The 18,303-nt window shown below is 53.0% G+C and carries 16 protein-coding genes, 1 tRNA gene and 2 other RNA genes; 11 read left to right on the forward strand and 8 right to left on the reverse strand.

The features are described 5' to 3' along the window. Window positions 1-11 precede the first annotated feature (11 nt). The 4 genes from AC5JPW_RS01305 to AC5JPW_RS01320 form a co-directional block, all read right to left on the reverse strand. Window positions 12-1,292 (reverse strand): MFS transporter, encoded by a 1,281-nt coding sequence (locus tag AC5JPW_RS01305; protein WP_494237836.1) that lies wholly within the window; start codon window positions 1,290-1,292, stop codon window positions 12-14. 173 nt (window positions 1,293-1,465) lie between these two features. After that, a complete protein-coding gene (locus AC5JPW_RS01310) occupies window positions 1,466-2,404 on the reverse strand; it encodes a sugar kinase (RefSeq protein WP_494237837.1) in 939 nt (312 codons plus the stop codon). A 4-nt stretch (window positions 2,405-2,408) separates the two neighbouring features. Then, a complete protein-coding gene (locus tag AC5JPW_RS01315; RefSeq protein ID WP_494237838.1) occupies window positions 2,409-3,158 on the reverse strand; it encodes a sugar phosphate isomerase/epimerase family protein in 750 nt (249 codons plus the stop codon). 109 nt (window positions 3,159-3,267) lie between these two features. Then, window positions 3,268-4,284, reverse strand: a complete 1,017-nt coding sequence (locus AC5JPW_RS01320) for a LacI family DNA-binding transcriptional regulator (RefSeq protein WP_494237840.1) — start codon at window positions 4,282-4,284, stop codon at window positions 3,268-3,270. 195 nt (window positions 4,285-4,479) lie between these two features. Here AC5JPW_RS01320 and AC5JPW_RS01325 point away from each other — a divergent pair, with 195 nt between their 5' ends. Next, on the forward strand, window positions 4,480-6,828 hold the full coding sequence (locus AC5JPW_RS01325) for a molybdopterin guanine dinucleotide-containing S/N-oxide reductase (protein WP_494237841.1): 2,349 nt from the start codon (window positions 4,480-4,482) through the stop codon (window positions 6,826-6,828). Here the strand turns inward: AC5JPW_RS01325 and AC5JPW_RS01330 are convergent. Next, window positions 6,791-7,237 (reverse strand): N-acetyltransferase, encoded by a 447-nt coding sequence (locus AC5JPW_RS01330; RefSeq protein WP_494237843.1) that lies wholly within the window; start codon window positions 7,235-7,237, stop codon window positions 6,791-6,793. The two genes, AC5JPW_RS01325 and AC5JPW_RS01330, sit on opposite strands and share 38 nt — an antisense overlap. Then, window positions 7,215-7,796 carry a DNA-3-methyladenine glycosylase I gene (gene tag / locus AC5JPW_RS01335; RefSeq protein ID WP_494237845.1) on the reverse strand — a complete coding sequence of 194 codons (582 nt, stop codon included), beginning with the start codon at window positions 7,794-7,796 and terminating at the stop codon, window positions 7,215-7,217. The genes AC5JPW_RS01330 and tag overlap by 23 nt, the downstream gene beginning before the upstream one ends. Window positions 7,797-7,955: 159 nt before the next feature. Here tag and AC5JPW_RS01340 point away from each other — a divergent pair, with 159 nt between their 5' ends. Next, window positions 7,956-8,645, forward strand: coding sequence for an autotransporter domain-containing protein (locus AC5JPW_RS01340; RefSeq protein ID WP_494237846.1), 690 nt, complete (start codon window positions 7,956-7,958; stop codon window positions 8,643-8,645). Between the two features lie 109 nt (window positions 8,646-8,754). On the opposite strand, the gene AC5JPW_RS01345 is transcribed toward AC5JPW_RS01340, so the two are convergent. Further along, window positions 8,755-8,889, reverse strand: coding sequence for a hypothetical protein (locus AC5JPW_RS01345; RefSeq protein ID WP_494237848.1), 135 nt, complete (start codon window positions 8,887-8,889; stop codon window positions 8,755-8,757). On the opposite strand from AC5JPW_RS01345, the gene AC5JPW_RS01350 reads away from it, so the two are divergent. From AC5JPW_RS01350 to AC5JPW_RS01375, 6 genes are all read left to right on the forward strand, one after another. Continuing rightward, window positions 8,888-10,090, forward strand: a complete 1,203-nt coding sequence (locus AC5JPW_RS01350) for an L-lactate MFS transporter (protein ID WP_494237849.1) — start codon at window positions 8,888-8,890, stop codon at window positions 10,088-10,090. The two genes, AC5JPW_RS01345 and AC5JPW_RS01350, sit on opposite strands and share 2 nt — an antisense overlap. A 131-nt stretch (window positions 10,091-10,221) precedes the next feature. Continuing rightward, window positions 10,222-10,653 (forward strand): organic hydroperoxide resistance protein, encoded by a 432-nt coding sequence (locus tag AC5JPW_RS01355; protein ID WP_494237850.1) that lies wholly within the window; start codon window positions 10,222-10,224, stop codon window positions 10,651-10,653. 214 nt (window positions 10,654-10,867) lie between these two features. Further along, window positions 10,868-12,550, forward strand: coding sequence for a kdo(2)-lipid A phosphoethanolamine 7''-transferase (eptB, locus tag AC5JPW_RS01360; protein WP_494237851.1), 1,683 nt, complete (start codon window positions 10,868-10,870; stop codon window positions 12,548-12,550). An 89-nt stretch (window positions 12,551-12,639) separates the two neighbouring features. After that, window positions 12,640-12,716 (forward strand) — tRNA-Pro (locus tag AC5JPW_RS01365). Between the two features lie 33 nt (window positions 12,717-12,749). Continuing rightward, window positions 12,750-12,882: non-coding RNA, RtT sRNA (locus AC5JPW_RS01370), on the forward strand. Window positions 12,883-12,915: 33 nt separating this feature from the next. After that, a non-coding RNA gene (locus AC5JPW_RS01375) (RtT sRNA) lies at window positions 12,916-13,048 on the forward strand. Between the two features lie 674 nt (window positions 13,049-13,722). On the opposite strand, the gene AC5JPW_RS01380 is transcribed toward AC5JPW_RS01375, so the two are convergent. Then, window positions 13,723-14,508 carry a DeoR family transcriptional regulator gene (locus tag AC5JPW_RS01380; RefSeq protein WP_494237852.1) on the reverse strand — a complete coding sequence of 262 codons (786 nt, stop codon included), beginning with the start codon at window positions 14,506-14,508 and terminating at the stop codon, window positions 13,723-13,725. 327 nt (window positions 14,509-14,835) lie between these two features. Here AC5JPW_RS01380 and rbsK point away from each other — a divergent pair, with 327 nt between their 5' ends. From rbsK to AC5JPW_RS01395, 3 genes are read left to right on the forward strand one after another with little or no spacing between them, the layout of a single operon-like run. Then, entirely contained in the window at window positions 14,836-15,756 is a 921-nt protein-coding gene (gene rbsK, locus AC5JPW_RS01385) for a ribokinase (protein ID WP_494237853.1), read from the forward strand. A gap of 30 nt (window positions 15,757-15,786) precedes the next feature. Then, on the forward strand, window positions 15,787-17,103 hold the full coding sequence (gene fucP / locus AC5JPW_RS01390; protein WP_494237854.1) for an L-fucose:H+ symporter permease: 1,317 nt from the start codon (window positions 15,787-15,789) through the stop codon (window positions 17,101-17,103). Between the two features lie 11 nt (window positions 17,104-17,114). Beyond that, entirely contained in the window at window positions 17,115-18,128 is a 1,014-nt protein-coding gene (locus tag AC5JPW_RS01395) for an aldose 1-epimerase family protein (RefSeq protein ID WP_494237856.1), read from the forward strand. Window positions 18,129-18,303: the final 175 nt, after the last annotated feature.

The raw sequence follows: 18,303 nt of genomic DNA on the forward strand, positions 1-18,303 counted from the left end.
CTCGTTATGATTCAGGCGTGACGTGCACCTGTCGGAATCGTTTTATCGTTAGCAGGCTTAACAATTAAAGTAAGCCATACAGAGGCGAAAAGCGCCACCCCCATAAATATGTACGAAGCAGACGGGCTGCCGGTGGCGCCGTTCAGGTAGCCGACGAACCAGGAACCAAAGAACGAACCGAGCGCGCCCATGCTGTTGATGAGTGCCATGGCGCCACCCGCGACGTTACGCGGCAGCATTTCAGGAATGATGGCAAAGAACGGACCATAGGGGGCGTACATGGCTGCCCCGGCGATCACCAGCAGGGTATAAGAGGCCCAGAAGTGGTCGGCGCCGACGGCCCAGGAGCCGATAAAGGCCAGCCCGCCAATCAGTAATAATGGCCAGACGAACAGCTTACGGTTTTGCAGCTTGTCCGATGCCCAGGAGGCGAGGATCATCGCGATAGTGGCGGCCAGGTACGGAACGGAAGAGAGCCAGCCCACTTCGACCATGCCGAGGTTAGCCCCGCCGTTGCGGATAATTGATGGCAGCCACAGTACAAAGCCATAGACGCCAATGCTCCAGGCGAAATATTGCATGCAGAGCAGGATAACGTTGCGTGAGCGGAAGGCTTCGCCGTAGTTACGTACCGCTTTAATGCCCTGTTGTTCTTGCTCCAGTTGTGCCTGCAGCGCGGATTTTTCATCTTCAGATAACCAGCCGACCTGGGACGGTTTGTCGCGCACCAGCATCCACCAGGCAAAGGCCCAGATGATCGCCGGAACCCCTTCAATGATGAACATTTCACGCCAGCCGAGCGCCTGAATCAGGTAGCCGGAGACCACCGACATCCACAGTACGGTGACCGGGTTGCCGAGGATCAGGAAGGTGTTGGCGCGTGAGCGTTCCGATTTGGTAAACCAACTGCTGATGTAAATCAGCATCGCGGGCATGACAGCCGCTTCCACCACGCCAAGAATAAAGCGAATGGCCGCCAGCATCGGAATGTTGGTGACCATTCCGGTCAGAGAAGCACATCCGCCCCACAGGATCAGGCAGACGAAAATCAATTTACGCACGCTGCGGCGTTCGGCATAAATCGCGCCCGGGATCTGGAAGAAGAAGTAGCCCAGGAAAAACAGCGCCCCCAGCAGGGAGGAGACCCCTTTGGTTATCCCGAGATCGTCGTTGATACCGGCGGCGGAGGCGAAGCTAAAGTTTGCCCGGTCGAGGTAGGCCAGACTGTAGGTGATGAAAACAATCGGCATGATGTAAAGCCAGCGTTTTGCTGCATTTGTCGAACTTTTCATATCGTTGCCTCTATGGTTGAGGTTTGCGCCGCCGGGTTGTAGGGCCTGGGTGGCTTTGTTTTTTGTGAGGAGCTTTCCCCCTCACCCTAACCCTCTCCCTCGAGGGAGAGGGGATCAGTCCTGCGATGTCTTTCTCCCTCTCCCGCCGGGAGAGGGCTGGGGTGAGGGGGGAATTACTCGCCCAACTCTTCCCGAGTAGGCAGCCCCTCGCTGTCACCCAGAACCTGGATGGCAAGGGCTCCAATCTTGTTACCGCGCTGCACGGCCTGTTGCAGCGTTTTACCTTCCAGCAGTGCACTGATGACGCCGACGGCAAAACCATCGCCTGCACCCACGGTGTCGACCACGTTGTCCACTTTCACCGGGGCGACTGCGCCTTGTTCGCCGCTGGCTGTTTTATACCAGGCACCGTCCGGGCCGGTTTTAATCACCACTGCTTTTACGCCATGCTGGAGATAGAAATCGGCAATACCTTCCGGTGTCTGTTGCCCGGTAAGAATGACCCCCTCTTTGAGACCTGGCAGAACCCAGTCGGCCTGGAAGGCGAGGCGATTGAGTTTTTCCACCATCTCCGCTTCGCTCTTCCACAACACCGGGCGCAGGTTTGGGTCAAAGGAGATCGTTTTACCCTGCGCTTTCATGGTCGCCGCTGCGTGTTCCAGCAGTGCGTAAGAGGTCGGGGAGAGTGCCGCTGCCACGCCACTCAAGTGCAAATGGCGTGCGCGCGAGAAGACGGCGGCATTGAAGTCGTCGGTAGACAAATGGCTGGCCGCGGAGCCTTTGCGGAAGTATTCCACAATGGGATCGGTTCCATTTTCTGCTTTAGATTTAAGCTGATAGCCCGTTGCGAAACGGCAATCCACGGTGACGCCACTGGCATCGATATTCTCTTTTTTCAGAGAATTCAATACGAAGCGGCCAAAGCTATCATCGCCGACGCGGCTCACCCAGCTTACGTTCATGCCCAGACGGGCAAGACCGGTGGCGACATTCAGTTCTGCCCCTGCCACTCGCTTCACAAAGTGTTCGGCATCGGCCAGATCGCCGGTTTCCGTAGCGACGAACATCGCCATCGCTTCACCGATCGTGATGACATCAAGCGGTTTATGCATGGCATTACTCCTCGCGTAACAGGTTAACGTAGTGACGGGTGACGGCAGTCAGGTCGTCCCCTTCGAGTGGAAACTCAATACCGCGTGGGGCATCGGGTGGCAGATGGTTCAGCAGTGAGAGCCAGCGTTCGTCAGCCTGGTCGGGGGCAATGGCGCGAAAACGTTCGTGGTGTGCTTCGGCGGCCTTAACATGAATATAGCTCACCGCGGGTGCCAGATGACGGGCGGCCTCTTCCGGGGAGTCACCCACCCACAGCCAATTGCCGGTGTCGAAGGTCAGTGTGACCGGAAGATTGAGAACCCTACAGGCAGCTTTGAAACGTTGCATCGGAGCCAGTTGTCCGCACTCGGTCTGATCGTTCTCTACGACCAGCGCCATGCCCGTGTTGTTCAGCCAGTCGCGCAGAGGTTCAAGCTCTGCTTTTTGCTGGTAGTGTCCCAAAGAGACTTTCAGCCACAGTGCTTTCAGCGTGTGGGCTTCTTCCAGCAGGGTGGGCAGGCGTGGGTTTAGTGAGCCATTTTCCATGCACAATGGTTCCGGTGCGGAGTAGCAGGCCAAAAGGTTATGAGCTTCGATAGCAAAGGAGAGTGAGGCCAGGTGGTTCAGCTCTTTTGGACTCAGCAGCTCGCGGCGGATTTCGACCCCGTCAGCACCCGCATCGGCGATGACGGGCAGGACAGCAAGTTGACCACCCAACGCACGAATCTGTTCGTTGCCATAGGCGGCGGTGACCACGATGATTTTTCTTTTCATCTTCCGGCTCCTCGGAGTTAAAGACTTAATCTGTCTTTAACGCTAAATGGAACCGATTCCAAAGAAAAGTTCAGTATGTTGAATTTATGATCGTCATCACGAAGGTTAATTATCGCGCAGTGGAGCCGCGCACAATTAATTCGCCGGAAAAGACCCGTTCATGCACGGTATCGCTTTTGCCTTCAATACGTTGCACGACCTGTTCGACGGCAGCATAGCCAATTTGCCAGGTGGGTTGCTTCAGGGTGGTGATCCCGACGCCTGCCAGTTCAGCCCATTCCAGCTCATCGAACCCGAGCAGGCCAATGTCACTGCCCCAGTGCAGACCGATGCGTTTAAGCGAGCGGGCGACCTGAAGTGTCAGCGCGCCGTTAGCGGAGATGACCGCTTTGCGCATGCCGCGGTGGCGGGTATGAAACTGGCGCAGGGTGTTATCCATCTGTTCGGCTTCATGCAGCGGCACTTCGGCATTCTCTGCCACCACGCCGGGGTAGCGGGCGAGGGTGGCGCGGAAGGCCGCCAGCCGCTCATGGCGAGTATTAACCGTCCCCAGTGGCTCGCTGAGAAAGAGCAGCGCTTCAAAGCCCTGTTCAACCAAATGTTCGGTGGCTGTTGTGGCGGCCTGGGTGTTGTCCAGCCCGACCACATCGCAGGCAAAATCCGGGATTTTACGGTCGATGAGCACCATCGGTAATGAGGATTGTTGCAGGCGGTTTAGCCCCTCTTCACGCATGCCGACAGCGTTGACCACGATGCCTTCCACCTGATAGCTGCGCAGCAAATCGAGATAATGCAGCTCCTGATTGATTTCATTGTTGGTGTTACAGACCAGCGGGGTAAAGCCCTTCTCCCGGCAGGCGGCTTCAATGCCGCTTAGCACGTGTACCGAGTAAGGATTGGTGATATCGGCGATGATCAGCCCAATCAGGCGAGTACGTCCGTGCTTCAGGCCGCGAGCCATCAGGCTTGGACGATAGTCGAGTTCAGCAATAGCGGTTTCGATGCGCGCCAGCAGCGCTTCTGACAGGAGGTGTTTTTCGCCGTTCAGATAGCGTGAAATACTGGTTTTACCCGTTTTTGCCGCTTTTGCGACATCACTGATGGTTGGGCGCGTCGTTTTCGCCATGAATGCTTCCCTCGCCTGAAGAATGTGACCACACGATAGCGCGAAAATCCGCGCAGGCAAGGGGGAAATCCCGCTTATCCCGATACCTTTGGCCCTCATGACGTTTAATTCTTTGCCAATTTCCCGCACCTGTGGATGATAGAGCGCAATATTTCTTTTCCATAAGACCGCGACAGATACGCGGTCATCACCTGCATGCACCAGGAGCGCGCTTTGGCAAACTCTGTAGTTAAAACAATTCTGACGGCCGCCCACTGGGGGCCGATGCTGGTTGAAACCGACGGTGAAACTGTCTTTTCTTCTCGTGGCGCGTTACCCACTGACCATCCGAACTCGCTGCAAACGGCGGTTCGCGATCAAGTACACAGCAAGACGCGCGTGCGTTTCCCGATGGTACGCAAAGGCTTTCTGGCTTCCCCCGACAGCCCACAGGGTATTCGTGGGCAGGACGAATTTGTCCGTGTCTCCTGGGATGACGCGCTCGCGCTAATTCATGAGCAGCATAAACGCATTCGCGGGCAGCACGGCCCGGCGTCGATTTTTGCCGGTTCTTATGGCTGGCGTTCCAACGGCGTGTTGCATAAAGCCGCAACGTTATTGCAGCGCTACATGAGCCTCGCAGGGGGCTATACCGGTCACCTGGGGGATTACTCAACCGGTGCGGCGCAGGCCATCATGCCCTATGTGGTTGGTGGCAATGAGGTCTATCAGCAGCAGACCAGCTGGCCGCTGGTGCTGGAACATGCGGATGTGGTGGTGCTCTGGAGTGCTAACCCCCTCAATACGCTAAAAATTGCCTGGAATGCCACGGATGAACAAGGGATTCCCTATTTTGATGCGCTGCGTAAAAGCGGTAAGCGACTGATCTGCATCGATCCTATGCGATCGGAGACGGTCGACTTCCTTGGTGACAACGTTGAATGGCTGGCCCCGCATATGGGCACCGATGTGGCGATGATGCTGGGGATCGCCCATACGCTGGTGGAGAATGGCTGGCAGGATGATAACTTCCTGAGCCGCTGTACCGAGGGTTATCCGCGCTTTGCTGAGTACCTGACCGGCAAGAGCGATGGCGTCGCCAAAACGGCGGAGTGGGCAGCGGATATTTGTGGCATTCCGGCAGCGAAATTGCGCGAACTGGCAAAACTCTTCCACGAAAATAACACCATGCTGATGTCAGGCTGGGGCATGCAGCGCCAGCAGTTTGGTGAGCAGAAACACTGGATGCTGGTAACGCTCGCCGCCATGTTAGGACAGATCGGTCTGCCGGGAACCGGGTTTGGTCTCTCTTATCACTTTGCCAACGGTGGCAACCCGACGCGCCGTGCAGCTGTGCTGGCTTCCATGCAGGGCGCGGTGAAAGACGGTATTGAAGCGGTCGAGAAAATCCCCGTGGCCCGTATTATCGAGGCACTGGAAAAACCCGGTGCTTTCTATCAGCACAACGGTATGGATCGCCACTTCCCGGACATTAAGTTTATCTGGTGGGCGGGTGGGGCAAACTTTACCCATCATCAGGATACCAATCGCCTGATCCGCGCCTGGCAGAAGCCGGAACTGATCGTGATTTCCGAATGCTTCTGGACGGCGGCGGCGAAACATGCCGACATCGTATTGCCTGCAACGACCTCGTTTGAACGTAACGATCTGACGATGACCGGTGATTACAGCAACCAGCATATGGTGCCGATGAAGCGAGTGGTAGCCCCGCGTGACGAAGCGCGTGATGATTTTGAGGTCTTTGCCGATCTCAGCGAGTTGTGGGAACAGGGCGGGCGCGAGCGGTTTACGGAAGGGAAAACGGATTTGCAGTGGCTGGAGACGTTTTATGAGATTGCCGCTCAGCGCGGTGCTTCTCAGGGCGTTACGCTACCGCCGTTCGCCCAGTTCTGGGAAGAGAATGCCATCTTTGAAATGCCAGAGAGTGAGCAGAGCGCGAAGTTTGTCCGCTTTGGTGATTTCCGCCGCGACCCGCAGGCGCATCCGCTGAAAACTGACAGCGGCAAAATCGAGATTTATTCGGCGCGCATTGCCGGGTTTGGGTATGCCGACTGCCCGCCTCACCCAATGTGGCTGGAGCCAGACGAGTGGCACGGCAACGCCGAGGCCGAGCAGTTACAGGTGCTTTCCGCTCATCCGGCGCACCGTCTGCACAGTCAGTTAAATTACTCTTCCCTGCGTGAGCAGTACGCAGTGGCCGGGCGTGAGCCTGTGACGTTGCATCCTGATGACGCCAAAGCACGTGGTATTGCTGATGGCGATCTGGTGCGCGTCTGGAATCGTCGTGGGCAGGTGCTGGTGGGGGCGGTCGTGAGTGATGGAATTAAGCCCGGCGTCATCTGTATTCATCAGGGGGCCTGGCCTGATCTGGAACGCGCCGAAGGGGGAATCTGTAAAAACGGTGCGGTCAACGTGCTGACCAAAGATCTCCCCAGCTCGAAGCTGGGGAATGGCTGTGCGGGAAATACGGCACTGGCATGGATGGAGAAGTACACCGGACCCGTGCTTACGCTGACGGCGTTTGATCCGCCTGCCAGTTCATGATCCAGGTCGGAGATTGGGTGTCATCCTGCCAGGCGCTGTCTTCGATGCGAAAGCCCTGAGCATGGTAGAAATTCACCGCTCGCTCGTTCTTCTGGTACACCTCGAGGCTTAAGGCACTGAAGCGCTGTTTGACATGATCAAGCAGCGCTTTACCAATGCCGTGTCTCACCGTTTTCGGTCGTACAAAGAGCGCACCGACAAACTGTGTCTCCATTACGCTGATGAAACCCTGTGGCTTCCCGCTTTCTTCCCAGACCCATGTCTGTGAGAGGGGCAGGTAGACTTCGCGCACCAGTTTTTCGCTATCCAGCCAGTATTTTTCTGCAATAAACGGATGGGCAAAGGTGGTGCTCTCCAGCCACAGCGTGAGCAGGGGGGAGAGGTCGTTATTTTGCCATTTGCGGATCACGCTGACCTCCGGGGTGGCAGATGCAGCCCGCGATATGGTCATTCACCAGACCGCAGGCCTGCATAAAGGAGTAACAGATGGTGGTGCCAACAAACTTAAAGCCACGTTTTTTTAACGCTTTTGATAATGCATCTGAAGCCGGGGTCGAGGTTGGCAGTTCGCTGAGTGAGGTAGCGGTGGTGAGTTGAGGTTCGTTGTTCACGAATGACCAGACAAACTCCCGGAACGGCTCACCCTTTTCTTCCATCGTGAGATATGCGCGCGCATTACCAATAATGGCTTCAATCTTTCCGCGATGGCGAATAATGCCGGCATCCAGTACCAGTCGCTCGACATCATCAGGACCCATTGCAGCGACGCGTACCGGGTCAAAATGGTGGAAGGCATTTCGGTAGTTTTCGCGCTTTTTAAGCACTGTAATCCAGGACAATCCTGCCTGTTGTCCTTCAAGGCAGATCATCTCAAAGAGTTTCTGGCTATCTGTTTGTGGGACACCCCACTCTTCATCGTGATAGGCGAGATAAAGTGGATCCTGAGTTACCCAACCGCAGCGTTGCATATCCTTCTCCGTTGCTGATTTTGATCAAATTAATATGAGGACACGTCTTGACGTACCTGTTAAAAAGACAATAGTTAGGTAAGGGGTTTACCCTTCATAACATTCCCAAAAAAACGATAACAAAAATGCCGAATTCGGCTCTCTTCTGGAGTCGCATTGATGAAAAAAATTTACAGTGGCCGTGTGTGGGCAGTAGTACCTGCTTGTCTGCTTTTTAGCCATACGGCTTTTGCATGGCAGCAAGAATATATCGCTCCTGACCTGCACAATAATATGGTGGAACGCTATACATGGGATAGCGATCACCAGCCGCGTTACAACGATATTCTGGAAGAACGTATTCGCTCGTCGCAAAATAGCCCCGGCGTCGCGTTTAATCTTCCGGATGCTACCCCTATGGATGCGGTAAGCACCATGAGTGTGGGCTGGAATATTCCACTGATGAAAGGGGTGGTAACCGGGCCGGTAGCGACATGGCATTACGATGGTTCAACTACCTCAACCTACAACGAATTTGGTGATAGCGCAGTAAGTAATCACTATAGCGATCCACTCTGGCACGCAAGCGTCAGCTCTCTGGGGTGGCGCGTGGATACCCAAATTGGCGATGTGCGACCCTGGGCGCAAATTAGCTATAACCAGCAGTTCGGTGAAAACGTCTGGAAAATCCAGTCAGGTTTAAATCGTCTTTCTGCAGCCAACCAATATGGTAACTGGATGGACGTGACGCTGGGAGCAGATGTGTTGCTAAATCAACACCTTGCGGCCTATGCGTCGATGTCACAATCGGAAAACTGGGTGCTCGGGCAGAATTACCTTTATAGCATGGGTGTCAGCGCTCGTTTTTAAGCATATTCGGTACATGTGGTTTACAAAATATAAACAATAAGTCCGCACCCTGGCGCGATAGTGTGCACTAACTTACTTAATTAATTCGTCAGAATGATATTTCGCGATGTCATTCATTCCAGCTCAGATGCATTTCATTCCCTCTTAACTGCATTTCATGCCTTTTTAGCCCAGGCATGAAATGCGCTTCGTTATCGTTGTCGGCAGTGAATTCCTTTAATTTCTTCTGCAGGACAACTGCCATGAATACTTCATCTTCTAATCGCACCCGCTGGCTCACTTTAGCCGGCACCATCATTACGCAATTTGCATTGGGATCTGTTTATACCTGGAGTCTGTTCAACAGCGCGCTGGCTGATAAGCTTGATGAACCTGTCAGCCAGGTGGCATTTTCTTTCGGCTTGTTAAGCCTGGGCCTGGCGCTCTCTTCATCCATCGCCGGGAAATTACAGGAGCGTTTTGGCGTAAAACGCGTCACCATGGCTTCCGGTGTGCTGCTGGGTATTGGCTTCTTCCTCACCGCACACTCCAACAACCTGATGATGCTCTGGCTGAGCGCGGGTGTACTGGTTGGCCTGGCTGACGGTGCGGGTTATCTGTTGACGCTCTCTAACTGCGTGAAATGGTTCCCGGAACGTAAAGGTCTGATCTCTGCCTTTTCGATTGGTTCATATGGTCTGGGTAGCCTCGGGTTTAAATTTATCGACAGTCATCTTCTGGCGACCGTTGGCCTGGAAAAAACCTTTATGATCTGGGGTGTGATGGCGCTGGTGATGATTGTTTTTGGCGCAACCCTGATGACTGATGCACCGCAGCAGAAAGTGGGTTCGGTAAACGGCGTAGTAGAGAACGACTTCACTCTGGCGCAATCCATGCGTAAACCGCAGTACTGGATGCTGGCCGTGATGTTCCTGACCGCCTGCATGAGTGGTTTGTATGTGATTGGTGTGGCGAAAGATATCGCGCAGGGCATGGTGCACCTGGACGTTGCGACAGCCGCGAATGCCGTTACCGTCATCTCTATTGCTAACCTGACAGGCCGCCTGGTACTGGGCATTCTGTCTGATAAAATTTCCCGTATTCGTGTGATTACCATCGGTCAGGTGATTTCGCTGGTGGGCATGGCTGCCCTCCTGTTTGCACCGTTGAATGCGACGACCTTCTTTGCGGCGATTGCCTGTGTGGCCTTTAACTTCGGCGGCACCATCACCGTCTTCCCGTCACTGGTCAGCGAGTTCTTTGGTCTGAACAACCTGGCGAAAAACTACGGTGTGATTTACTTAGGTTTTGGTATCGGCAGCATTTGCGGCTCCATTATTGCCTCCCTGTTCGGTGGCTTCTATGTGACCTTCTGTGTGATTTTTGCCCTGCTGATCCTCTCGCTGGCGCTCTCCACCACTATTCGTCAGCCAGAACGTAGCGTCTACAAACACGCACATGCCTGATAGCTAAAATGCTGCAAAAGCCGCCACTTACCCTGGCGGCTTTTTTGTGCCTCTAACCTTCTGTCTTTGCCCGTGGAATCCTTCAAGGGTCTACGCTTAATTGATAAGCGAGCTAACTAAAGGAGTCGGCTATGTCGTTAGAGAAAGTGGTTTATCGGGCAAAAGCAAAAGCAACTGGAGGCCGTGAGGGTCGTGCGACGACCTCGGACGGAATTCTGGATATGAAGCTGGGGGTACCTAAAGAGATGGGCGGTGCGGGTGGGGATGTGACCAACCCGGAGCAACTGTTTGCCGCAGGCTATTCGGCCTGTTTCCTGGGGGCGCTTAAACACGTCGCTTCCGTTGAAAAACAGAAGGTTCCGCAAGACGCTTATATCGAAGGCACGGTCGGTATCGGCCCCTTGCCGACGGGGTTTGGGATTGAGGCGCAGCTTGATATTCACCTGCCAGGCATGGATCACCAGATAGCGCAGGAATTAGTGAAAAAAGCCCATATTGTTTGTCCCTATTCAAATGCTACGCGGGGCAATATCGATGTGAAATTGAACGTTATTACGTCCTGAAAGATATTCGGTGAATGAATCCTATACACTCGGTCATATATTTTTGTAAATATATGACCGGATCACACTTCCAGAGACACTTTTTTCGACCTATGTGGTCTACTTAGCCGCGCATAAGAAGTTCCTTAATTAACTTCCCGCGTTTTATCAGCCTGCAGAGAGTGAAAACCCTGTCAGGTTGGCATCGTTATCCCCTTTTTCCAGGGTTGCTTGCATGAGTTTTATAAAATCAATGACTCAGCAGAGGCTTAGTTTTCTGCTGGCGTTGTATATCGGCTTATTTATGAATAGCGCGGTTTTTCTCCGTCGGTTTGACGGTTATGCGCAAGCGTTCACCGTCTGGAAAGGACTCTCTGCGGTAGTTGAACTGGTTGGCACTGTTTTAGTGACCTTCTTTTTATTACGCATGCTCTCATTGTTCGGACGCCGCGCCTGGCGCGTGCTCGCGTCGCTGGTGGTACTCTTTTCCGCTGCGGCAAGTTACTACATGACGTTTTTAAATGTGGTGATTGGCTATGGGATTATCGCGTCGGTAATGACGACGGATATCGATCTCTCCAAAGAGGTGGTGGGCTGGCAGCTTATTGTCTGGGTTGTCCTGGTTAGCCTGTTGCCGCTGCTCTCAATCTGGAATAACCGCTGTCGCTACACGCTCCTGCGTCAGCTGCGTACACCGGGCCTACGGGTGAAAAGCGTCTCCCTGGTGGTGATTGCTGGACTGATGGTCTGGGGGCCGATTCGCCTGCTGGATCTGCAGCAGAAGCATGAAGAGCGCACCTCTGGTGTTGACATGCCAAGCTACGGTGGCGTGGTGGCAAACTCGTACCTGCCTTCTAACTGGCTTTCTGCTCTTGGGCTCTATGCCTGGGCGCAGGTGGATGAATCTTCAGATTATAAATCATTGATAAACCCGGCTAAAAAATACACCTACGTTGCGCCAAAAGGGCTGGATGACACCTTTGTGGTGTTTGTGATTGGCGAGACGACGCGTTGGGATCATATGGGGCTGCTGGGCTATTCCCGTAATACCACGCCGAAGCTGTCTCAGGAGAAAAACCTGGTCGCTTTCCGCGGTTATTCCTGTGATACCGCCACCAAACTTTCATTGCGCTGTATGTTTGTGCGTGAGGGTGGGGCGGATGACAACCCGCAGCGCACGCTCAAAGAACAGAACGTTTTCTCCGTGTTGAAACAGCTCGGTTTCTCTTCCGACCTGTACGCGATGCAAAGCGAGATGTGGTTCTACAGCAACACCATGGCAGACAATATTGCCTATCGTGAGCAGATTGGTGCCGAGCCGCGCAACCGTGGCAAAAACGTCGATGACATGCTGCTGATTAACGAAATGCAACGCTCGTTGGATAACAATATCGGCGGTAAGCATTTGATTATCATGCACACCAAAGGGTCGCACTTTAACTACACCCAACGTTACCCGCGCAGTTTTGCGCAGTGGACACCAGAATGTGTCAGCGTGGATGATAAGTGCAGTAAAGCGGAGATGATTAACTCGTTTGATAACTCGGTGACCTATGTGGATCACTTTATCGACAGCGTGATTGATAAAGTGCGCGATAAGAAAGCGATTGTTTTCTATGCCTCAGACCACGGCGAGTCGATTAACGAGAGGGAACATCTGCATGGCACGCCACGTAAAATGGCTCCGCCAGAGCAGTTCCGCGTACCGATGATGGTGTGGATGTCAGACAAATACCTGGAAGATCCGGATAAAGCAAAAATGTTCGCTCACCTGAAGCAGGAAGCGGACATGAAGGTACCGCGTCGCCATGTTGAGCTGTATGACACCATTATGGGTTGCCTCGGTTACACGTCGCCAAACGGTGGTATTAATGAAAATAACAACTGGTGTCATGTGCCGTCAGAGGCGGCCAAATAAGGCCTGATGTCTTTCTCACCAGTCAGTTAGCTTTTTAACATTAAGTGGTTGACGGTTGCGGGACGCGGCAGTAAGATGCGCCCCGCATTCGGTGATTGGCGCAGCCTGGTAGCGCACTTCGTTCGGGACGAAGGGGTCGGAGGTTCGAATCCTCTATCACCGACCAAATTAGAAAAGCCTGCTCTTTGAGCAGGCTTTTTACGTTCTGGAGCCGATGAGGATGAGAACCTCCGGGGGAAGAGGTTCGACTCGAGCGAAGCGAGAGAACGTTGCGTGAGCAACGGCCCGCAGGGCGAGCCACGTAGTGGCGAGTAATCCTCTATCACCGACCAAATTAGAAAAGCCTGCTCTTAGAGCAGGCTTTTTGCGTTCTGGAGCCGATGAGGATGAGAACCTCCGGGGGAAGAGGTTCGACTCGAGCGAAGCGAGAGAACGTTGCGTGAGCAACGGCCCGCAGGGCGAGCCACGTAGTGGCGAGTAATCCTCTATCACCGACCAAATTAGAAAAGCCTGCTCTTTGAGCAGGCTTTTTGCGTTCTGGAGCTTGGAGAGGAGGGGGTAGAGTTTGCTCGCTCTGAGGTATTGTTCCGTTCACCTCAAGTTCATTATTCACATGACGCCTCTCTACACGTGAACGTGCAAGGGAAGCTCGCCGCCGCGGTTCATTCGTCTTATGCCGTCTGACTATCGGGTCGGGGACCAGCCTACATCCTTGTAGGCTATCCCCTCCGCCCACATCCATGTGGGCGGCCCCGGTCAGCCGTCAACGCTTCATCGATTTTCAGCCGGACCAGAAAATCTCGCTGTAAGATACTGCCTTTCAGGTAAACGGTTTTTGCTTTTAATAAAACGCACACATGATCAGGTGTGGTGGGTCCGGCTGAAAATTGGCGACGTGTTTCCGTAAGGCCGGGGGAACCCGCAGGGATGCGGGTTCAGGGCGCGCGTTGCAGGGACGCTGCATCGCGCCCGACCCGATAGTCTAAAGGAAAAAGCGGAGTGCACCGCGTCAGCGGCAATTTTCCTTGCCGGGAGCCAGGGTTGCAAGGGTGGTGGCGGTGAACCACCCTTGCACGTTCACAGGTGATCCTGCTTTAGAGAAGCAATGAAATTGAAGTGAACGGAACAATCCGCCGAAATAAAATGCACCTCCATTAAACCTTAGGCCTGACTCACTCCCCCTCCGATTCCGGCGTAATCACCTTCACCGACCCATTGCGACAATGCGTCGCGTAATCCACCGGCAGCGGCTTATCACTTATCAACACATCGAACGCTGACAGCGACCCAATGCTCGCGGGCGCGACTTCATCGAACAGGGCATGGCGGGCAAGCAAAATCTTACGTAACCCGCGCTCCATCGCTTTGCGTTTAGTCGCTAAATCGTCCGGATTGAACCAGCTCACGCCAAAATGTTCATGCACGCCACTGGCGGAAATAAACACTTTGCGTGGATTAAGCGAATCCAGTGCTGACGGGTTGTTACCATCGTAAAACGCATCGCTTTTTGCTTTATAGGTACCACCACATAACACTGCTGTGGCATTGGGTTTCTCATTGAGCGCCACAAACACCCGGTGTGAGTAACAGATACCGGTAAAGGTAATATCATCCGGGATCATACTTACGACCAGCGGCATCTCCGGCCCGTTATCAAAGAAGACCAAATCATTTTCGCTGACGAGTCCGGCTGCCAGAATGGCAACGGGCAGGTCGTCTCGATGGTGCGCGCTTTTGGCGGGGGTCGGGGAGGGAGACGATGAGGCGGGTTTATTCACCATCACAATGTAGCCGCCCAGCAGCGTTAGCGGCAGCGGCTCATCATCCTGGCTGAGATCGCGGCGAATCGTCATTACCGAGACCTCCAGCATGCGGGCGGCCTCCTTAAGGTGGATTCGGTCAGTCTTCTTCAGCAGCTCCATCAAACGCCGGATGCGCTCTTTTTGCTTGGTTTCCATTCACTTCCCCGCCAGTCGTCTTGCATATGTTCCATTAGTAACATTTGTGTGGCTTCAGGAACATCACATTGTTGCACTACTATACTGCTGGCAGATCATAATTAAAAGCGTGTGACTGGCTGTTTTTATTGTTATTTAAATGATTATTTTCAAGTGGTTATGGTTTGTTGTTGAAGCGTGTGTGTGACGAGCAACACAAAAGTCGGTGATTAAATAATCAGAAAAATGATCCTGTAATCGCGATCATAATCACAAATGATACGAAAGTAACATGATAATGTTATTTTAATATCATTGTTGCGTGATTGTTTCTGAGAGGTAGTAAAAATGGATATCGCAGTTATCGGCTCAAACATGGTGGATCTCATCACTTATACCAACCAGATGCCGAAAGAAGGGGAAACGCTGGAAGCGCCTGCGTTTAAAATCGGTTGTGGCGGCAAGGGGGCAAACCAGGCGGTGGCAGCGGCCAAACTTAACTCGAAAGTGCTGATGCTGACCAAAGTCGGGGACGATATCTTCGCGGATAACACCATCCGTAATCTGGAATCCTGGGGCATTAATACCACCTATGTGGAAAAAGTCCCCTGCACCAGCAGCGGGGTGGCGCCAATCTTTGTGAATGCCAATTCCAGTAACAGTATTCTGATTATTAAAGGCGCAAATAAATTCCTCTCCCCGGAAGATATTGATCGCGCTGCGGAAGATCTCAAAAAATGTCAGCTTATTGTTCTGCAACTCGAAGTCCAGCTTGAAACGGTTTATCACGCTATTGAATTCGGGAAAAAACACGGTATCGAAGTGTTATTAAATCCGGCACCGGCATTACGTGAGTTAGATATGTCCTATGCCTGCAAATGTGATTTCTTTGTACCCAATGAAACCGAGCTGGAAATATTAACCGGCATGCCGGTAGACAGTTACGATAATATTCGTGCCGCGGCGCGCAGTCTGCTCGATAAAGGGCTGAACAATATTATTGTTACGATGGGCGAAAAAGGGGCGTTATGGATGACCCGAGACCAGGAAGTACATGTGCCCGCCTTCAAGGTCAATGCTATTGATACCAGTGGTGCGGGCGATGCCTTCATCGGCTGCTTCGCCCACTACTACGTTCAGAACGGCAATGTTGAAGCCGCCATGAAAAAAGCCGTCCTCTTCGCTGCGTTTAGCGTCACGGGCAAAGGCACCCAATCTTCTTATCCGAGCATTGAACAATTTAACGAATATCTGTCCTTAAACGAATAACTATCACCCTGCAAAGTAAAAGGTAGCACTATGAACAATAAAAACATCATTCAGATGCCTGATGGGTATCTGAATAAGACCCCTCTGTTCCAGTTTATTTTGTTATCCTGTTTATTCCCGTTATGGGGATGTGCAGCGGCTTTAAATGATATTCTGATTACGCAATTTAAAAGTGTATTTTCGCTTAGCAACTTTGCCTCTGCATTAGTGCAGAGTGCATTTTATGGCGGTTATTTCTTAATTGCGATTCCGGCCTCGCTGGTTATTAAGAAAACCAGTTATAAAGTGGCGATATTAACCGGCCTGACTCTGTATATTGTCGGCTGTACGCTCTTTTTCCCTGCGTCGCACATGGCAACCTACACCATGTTCCTCGCCGCCATCTTTGCTATCGCCATTGGTTTAAGCTTCCTGGAGACGGCAGCGAATACCTACAGCTCGATGATTGGTCCGAAGGCGCACGCCACCCTGCGCCTCAATATCAGCCAGACCTTTTACCCTATCGGTGCGGTCGCGGGCATCCTGCTGGGTAAATACCTGGTCTTCTCCGAAGGGGAAAGCCTGGAAAAACAGATGGCGGGTATGAATGCTGAGCAGATCCATAACTTCAAAGTATTGATGCTGGAAAACACCCTCGAGCCTTACAAGTACATGATTATGGTGCTGGTCGTGGTGATGGTGCTGTTCCTGCTGACCCGCTTCCCGACCTGTAAAGTGGCACAGACGGCAAACCATAAACGCCCATCAGCGATGGAGACGCTGCGTTACCTTGCGAGTAACGGGCGTTTTCGCCGCGGCATCGTGGCACAGTTCCTCTATGTAGGTATGCAGGTTGCGGTCTGGTCGTTCACCATTCGCCTGGCGCTGGAGTTGGGTGACATTAACGAGCGTGATGCCTCCAACTTCATGGTCTACAGCTTCATCTGTTTCTTCATCGGTAAATTTATCGCCAATATTTTGATGACGCGCTTCAATCCGGAGAAAGTCTTGATCTTATACTCCGTCATCGGTGCGCTCTTCCTGGCCTACGTGTCGCTGGCCCCGAGCTTCAGTGCCGTGTATGTAGCGGTACTGGTGAGCGTGCTGTTTGGACCCTGCTGGGCGACCATTTACGCAGGCACGTTGAATACCGTAGATAACGAACATACCGAAATGGCGGGTGCTGTGATTGTGATGGCGATTGTTGGTGCGGCGGTCGTCCCGGCGATTCAGGGCTACGTGGCAGACATGTTCCACTCGCTGCAACTCTCGTTCCTGGTCTCCATGTTCTGCTTTGTCTATGTTGGCCTCTACTTCTGGCGCGAAAGCAAAGTGCGTAATGATGTGACCGAAGCGATAGCTTCTTAAGGAGAATCATAATGGCAACGCGTCTCCCTCTATGGCGTTCACTTTTTACTGAGCTGCCCCGGATCCTGCTGGAAAATAGTGACTTTACGGTTACTGCCTTTCGCTATGCCAGCGGAGTGGAAGGGTTGAAGGTCCAGAACAGTCGCGGTCATCTCGTCATTCTGCCCTGGATGGGGCAGATGATTTGGGATGCCGAATTTGATGGTCATGACCTGACCATGCGCAACATGTTCAGCCAGCCTAAGCTGGCGACGGAAGTGGTGGCGACCTACGGTTGCTTCGCGTTTCATTCAGGGCTGCTGGCAAACGGCTGCCCGTCGGCGGAAGATACCCATCCGCTGCACGGCGAAATGGCCTGCGCGGCAATGGATGAGGCCTGGCTTGAACTGGAAGGGGATGCGTTGCGCGTTACCGGGCGGTATGAATATGTGATGGGCTTCGGTCATCACTATCAGGCACAGCCTGCGGTGGTGCTGCGTAAGGCGAGCGCGCTGTTTGATATCCAGATGGCGGTGACCAATATGGCCTCGGTCGCAATGCCGTTGCAGTACATGTGCCATATGAACTATGCATATGTGCCCCAAGCCACCTTTAGTCAGAACATCCCGGATGCGGCATTAAAACTGCGTGAATCGGTACCTGCACACGTGAAACCCACTGAGCAGTGGTTGGCGTTTAATCAGCGGATAATACAGGGCGAGGCCTCCATAGCGACGCTGGACGCCCCTGTATTTTACGATCCGGAAATCGTCTTCTTTGCCGATAAACTGGATGAATATACTGATACGCCCGAATTTCGCATGATTGCGCCGGATGGCACGACGTTCATGACCCGATTCTCGAGTGCAGAGCTGAATTATGTGACCCGCTGGATTCTGTATAACGGTGATCAGCAGGTGGCGGCCTTTGCACTGCCTGCTACCTGCCGCCCGGAAGGGTTCCTGGCCGCGGCACGCAACGGTTCATTAATAGAGATAGCGCCACAGCAGACACGATCTTTCACTGTGACCACGGGCATTGTGTAATTCACGCATGGAAAGCTAATTGTACAGCCCGGCGAATGTTACATTTCTCACATCGCCGGGCAAAAAAAGTCCCGTTTTTTAACCCTCGTTTAACGTTATTTCACCCTGCCTGCTCACCGTTTTGTGACATATTCCATTGTATTTTTTTATATATAGTTAAATCTTTTTTCGCGTT

Source organism: Phytobacter sp. (assembly GCF_059074235.1).

Bases quoted from the DNA above. Each gene is read 5' to 3' on its own strand.
- eptB (WP_494237851.1), top strand. From the start codon at position 10,868: ATGAGTTTTATAAAATCAATGACTCAGCAGAGGCTTAGTTTTCTGCTG.
- AC5JPW_RS01305 (WP_494237836.1), bottom strand. From the start codon at position 1,292: ATGAAAAGTTCGACAAATGCAGCAAAACGCTGGCTTTACATCATGCCG.
- rbsK (WP_494237853.1), top strand. From the start codon at position 14,836: ATGGATATCGCAGTTATCGGCTCAAACATGGTGGATCTCATCACTTAT.
- AC5JPW_RS01315 (WP_494237838.1), bottom strand. From the start codon at position 3,158: ATGAAAAGAAAAATCATCGTGGTCACCGCCGCCTATGGCAACGAACAG.
- AC5JPW_RS01325 (WP_494237841.1), top strand. From the start codon at position 4,480: ATGCACCAGGAGCGCGCTTTGGCAAACTCTGTAGTTAAAACAATTCTG.
- AC5JPW_RS01310 (WP_494237837.1), bottom strand. From the start codon at position 2,404: ATGCATAAACCGCTTGATGTCATCACGATCGGTGAAGCGATGGCGATG.
- AC5JPW_RS01350 (WP_494237849.1), top strand. From the start codon at position 8,888: ATGAATACTTCATCTTCTAATCGCACCCGCTGGCTCACTTTAGCCGGC.
- AC5JPW_RS01380 (WP_494237852.1), bottom strand. From the start codon at position 14,508: ATGGAAACCAAGCAAAAAGAGCGCATCCGGCGTTTGATGGAGCTGCTG.
- AC5JPW_RS01320 (WP_494237840.1), bottom strand. From the start codon at position 4,284: ATGGCGAAAACGACGCGCCCAACCATCAGTGATGTCGCAAAAGCGGCA.
- AC5JPW_RS01395 (WP_494237856.1), top strand. From the start codon at position 17,115: ATGGCAACGCGTCTCCCTCTATGGCGTTCACTTTTTACTGAGCTGCCC.
- AC5JPW_RS01355 (WP_494237850.1), top strand. From the start codon at position 10,222: ATGTCGTTAGAGAAAGTGGTTTATCGGGCAAAAGCAAAAGCAACTGGA.
- tag (WP_494237845.1), bottom strand. From the start codon at position 7,796: ATGCAACGCTGCGGTTGGGTAACTCAGGATCCACTTTATCTCGCCTAT.
- fucP (WP_494237854.1), top strand. From the start codon at position 15,787: ATGAACAATAAAAACATCATTCAGATGCCTGATGGGTATCTGAATAAG.
- AC5JPW_RS01340 (WP_494237846.1), top strand. From the start codon at position 7,956: ATGAAAAAAATTTACAGTGGCCGTGTGTGGGCAGTAGTACCTGCTTGT.
- AC5JPW_RS01345 (WP_494237848.1), bottom strand. From the start codon at position 8,889: ATGGCAGTTGTCCTGCAGAAGAAATTAAAGGAATTCACTGCCGACAAC.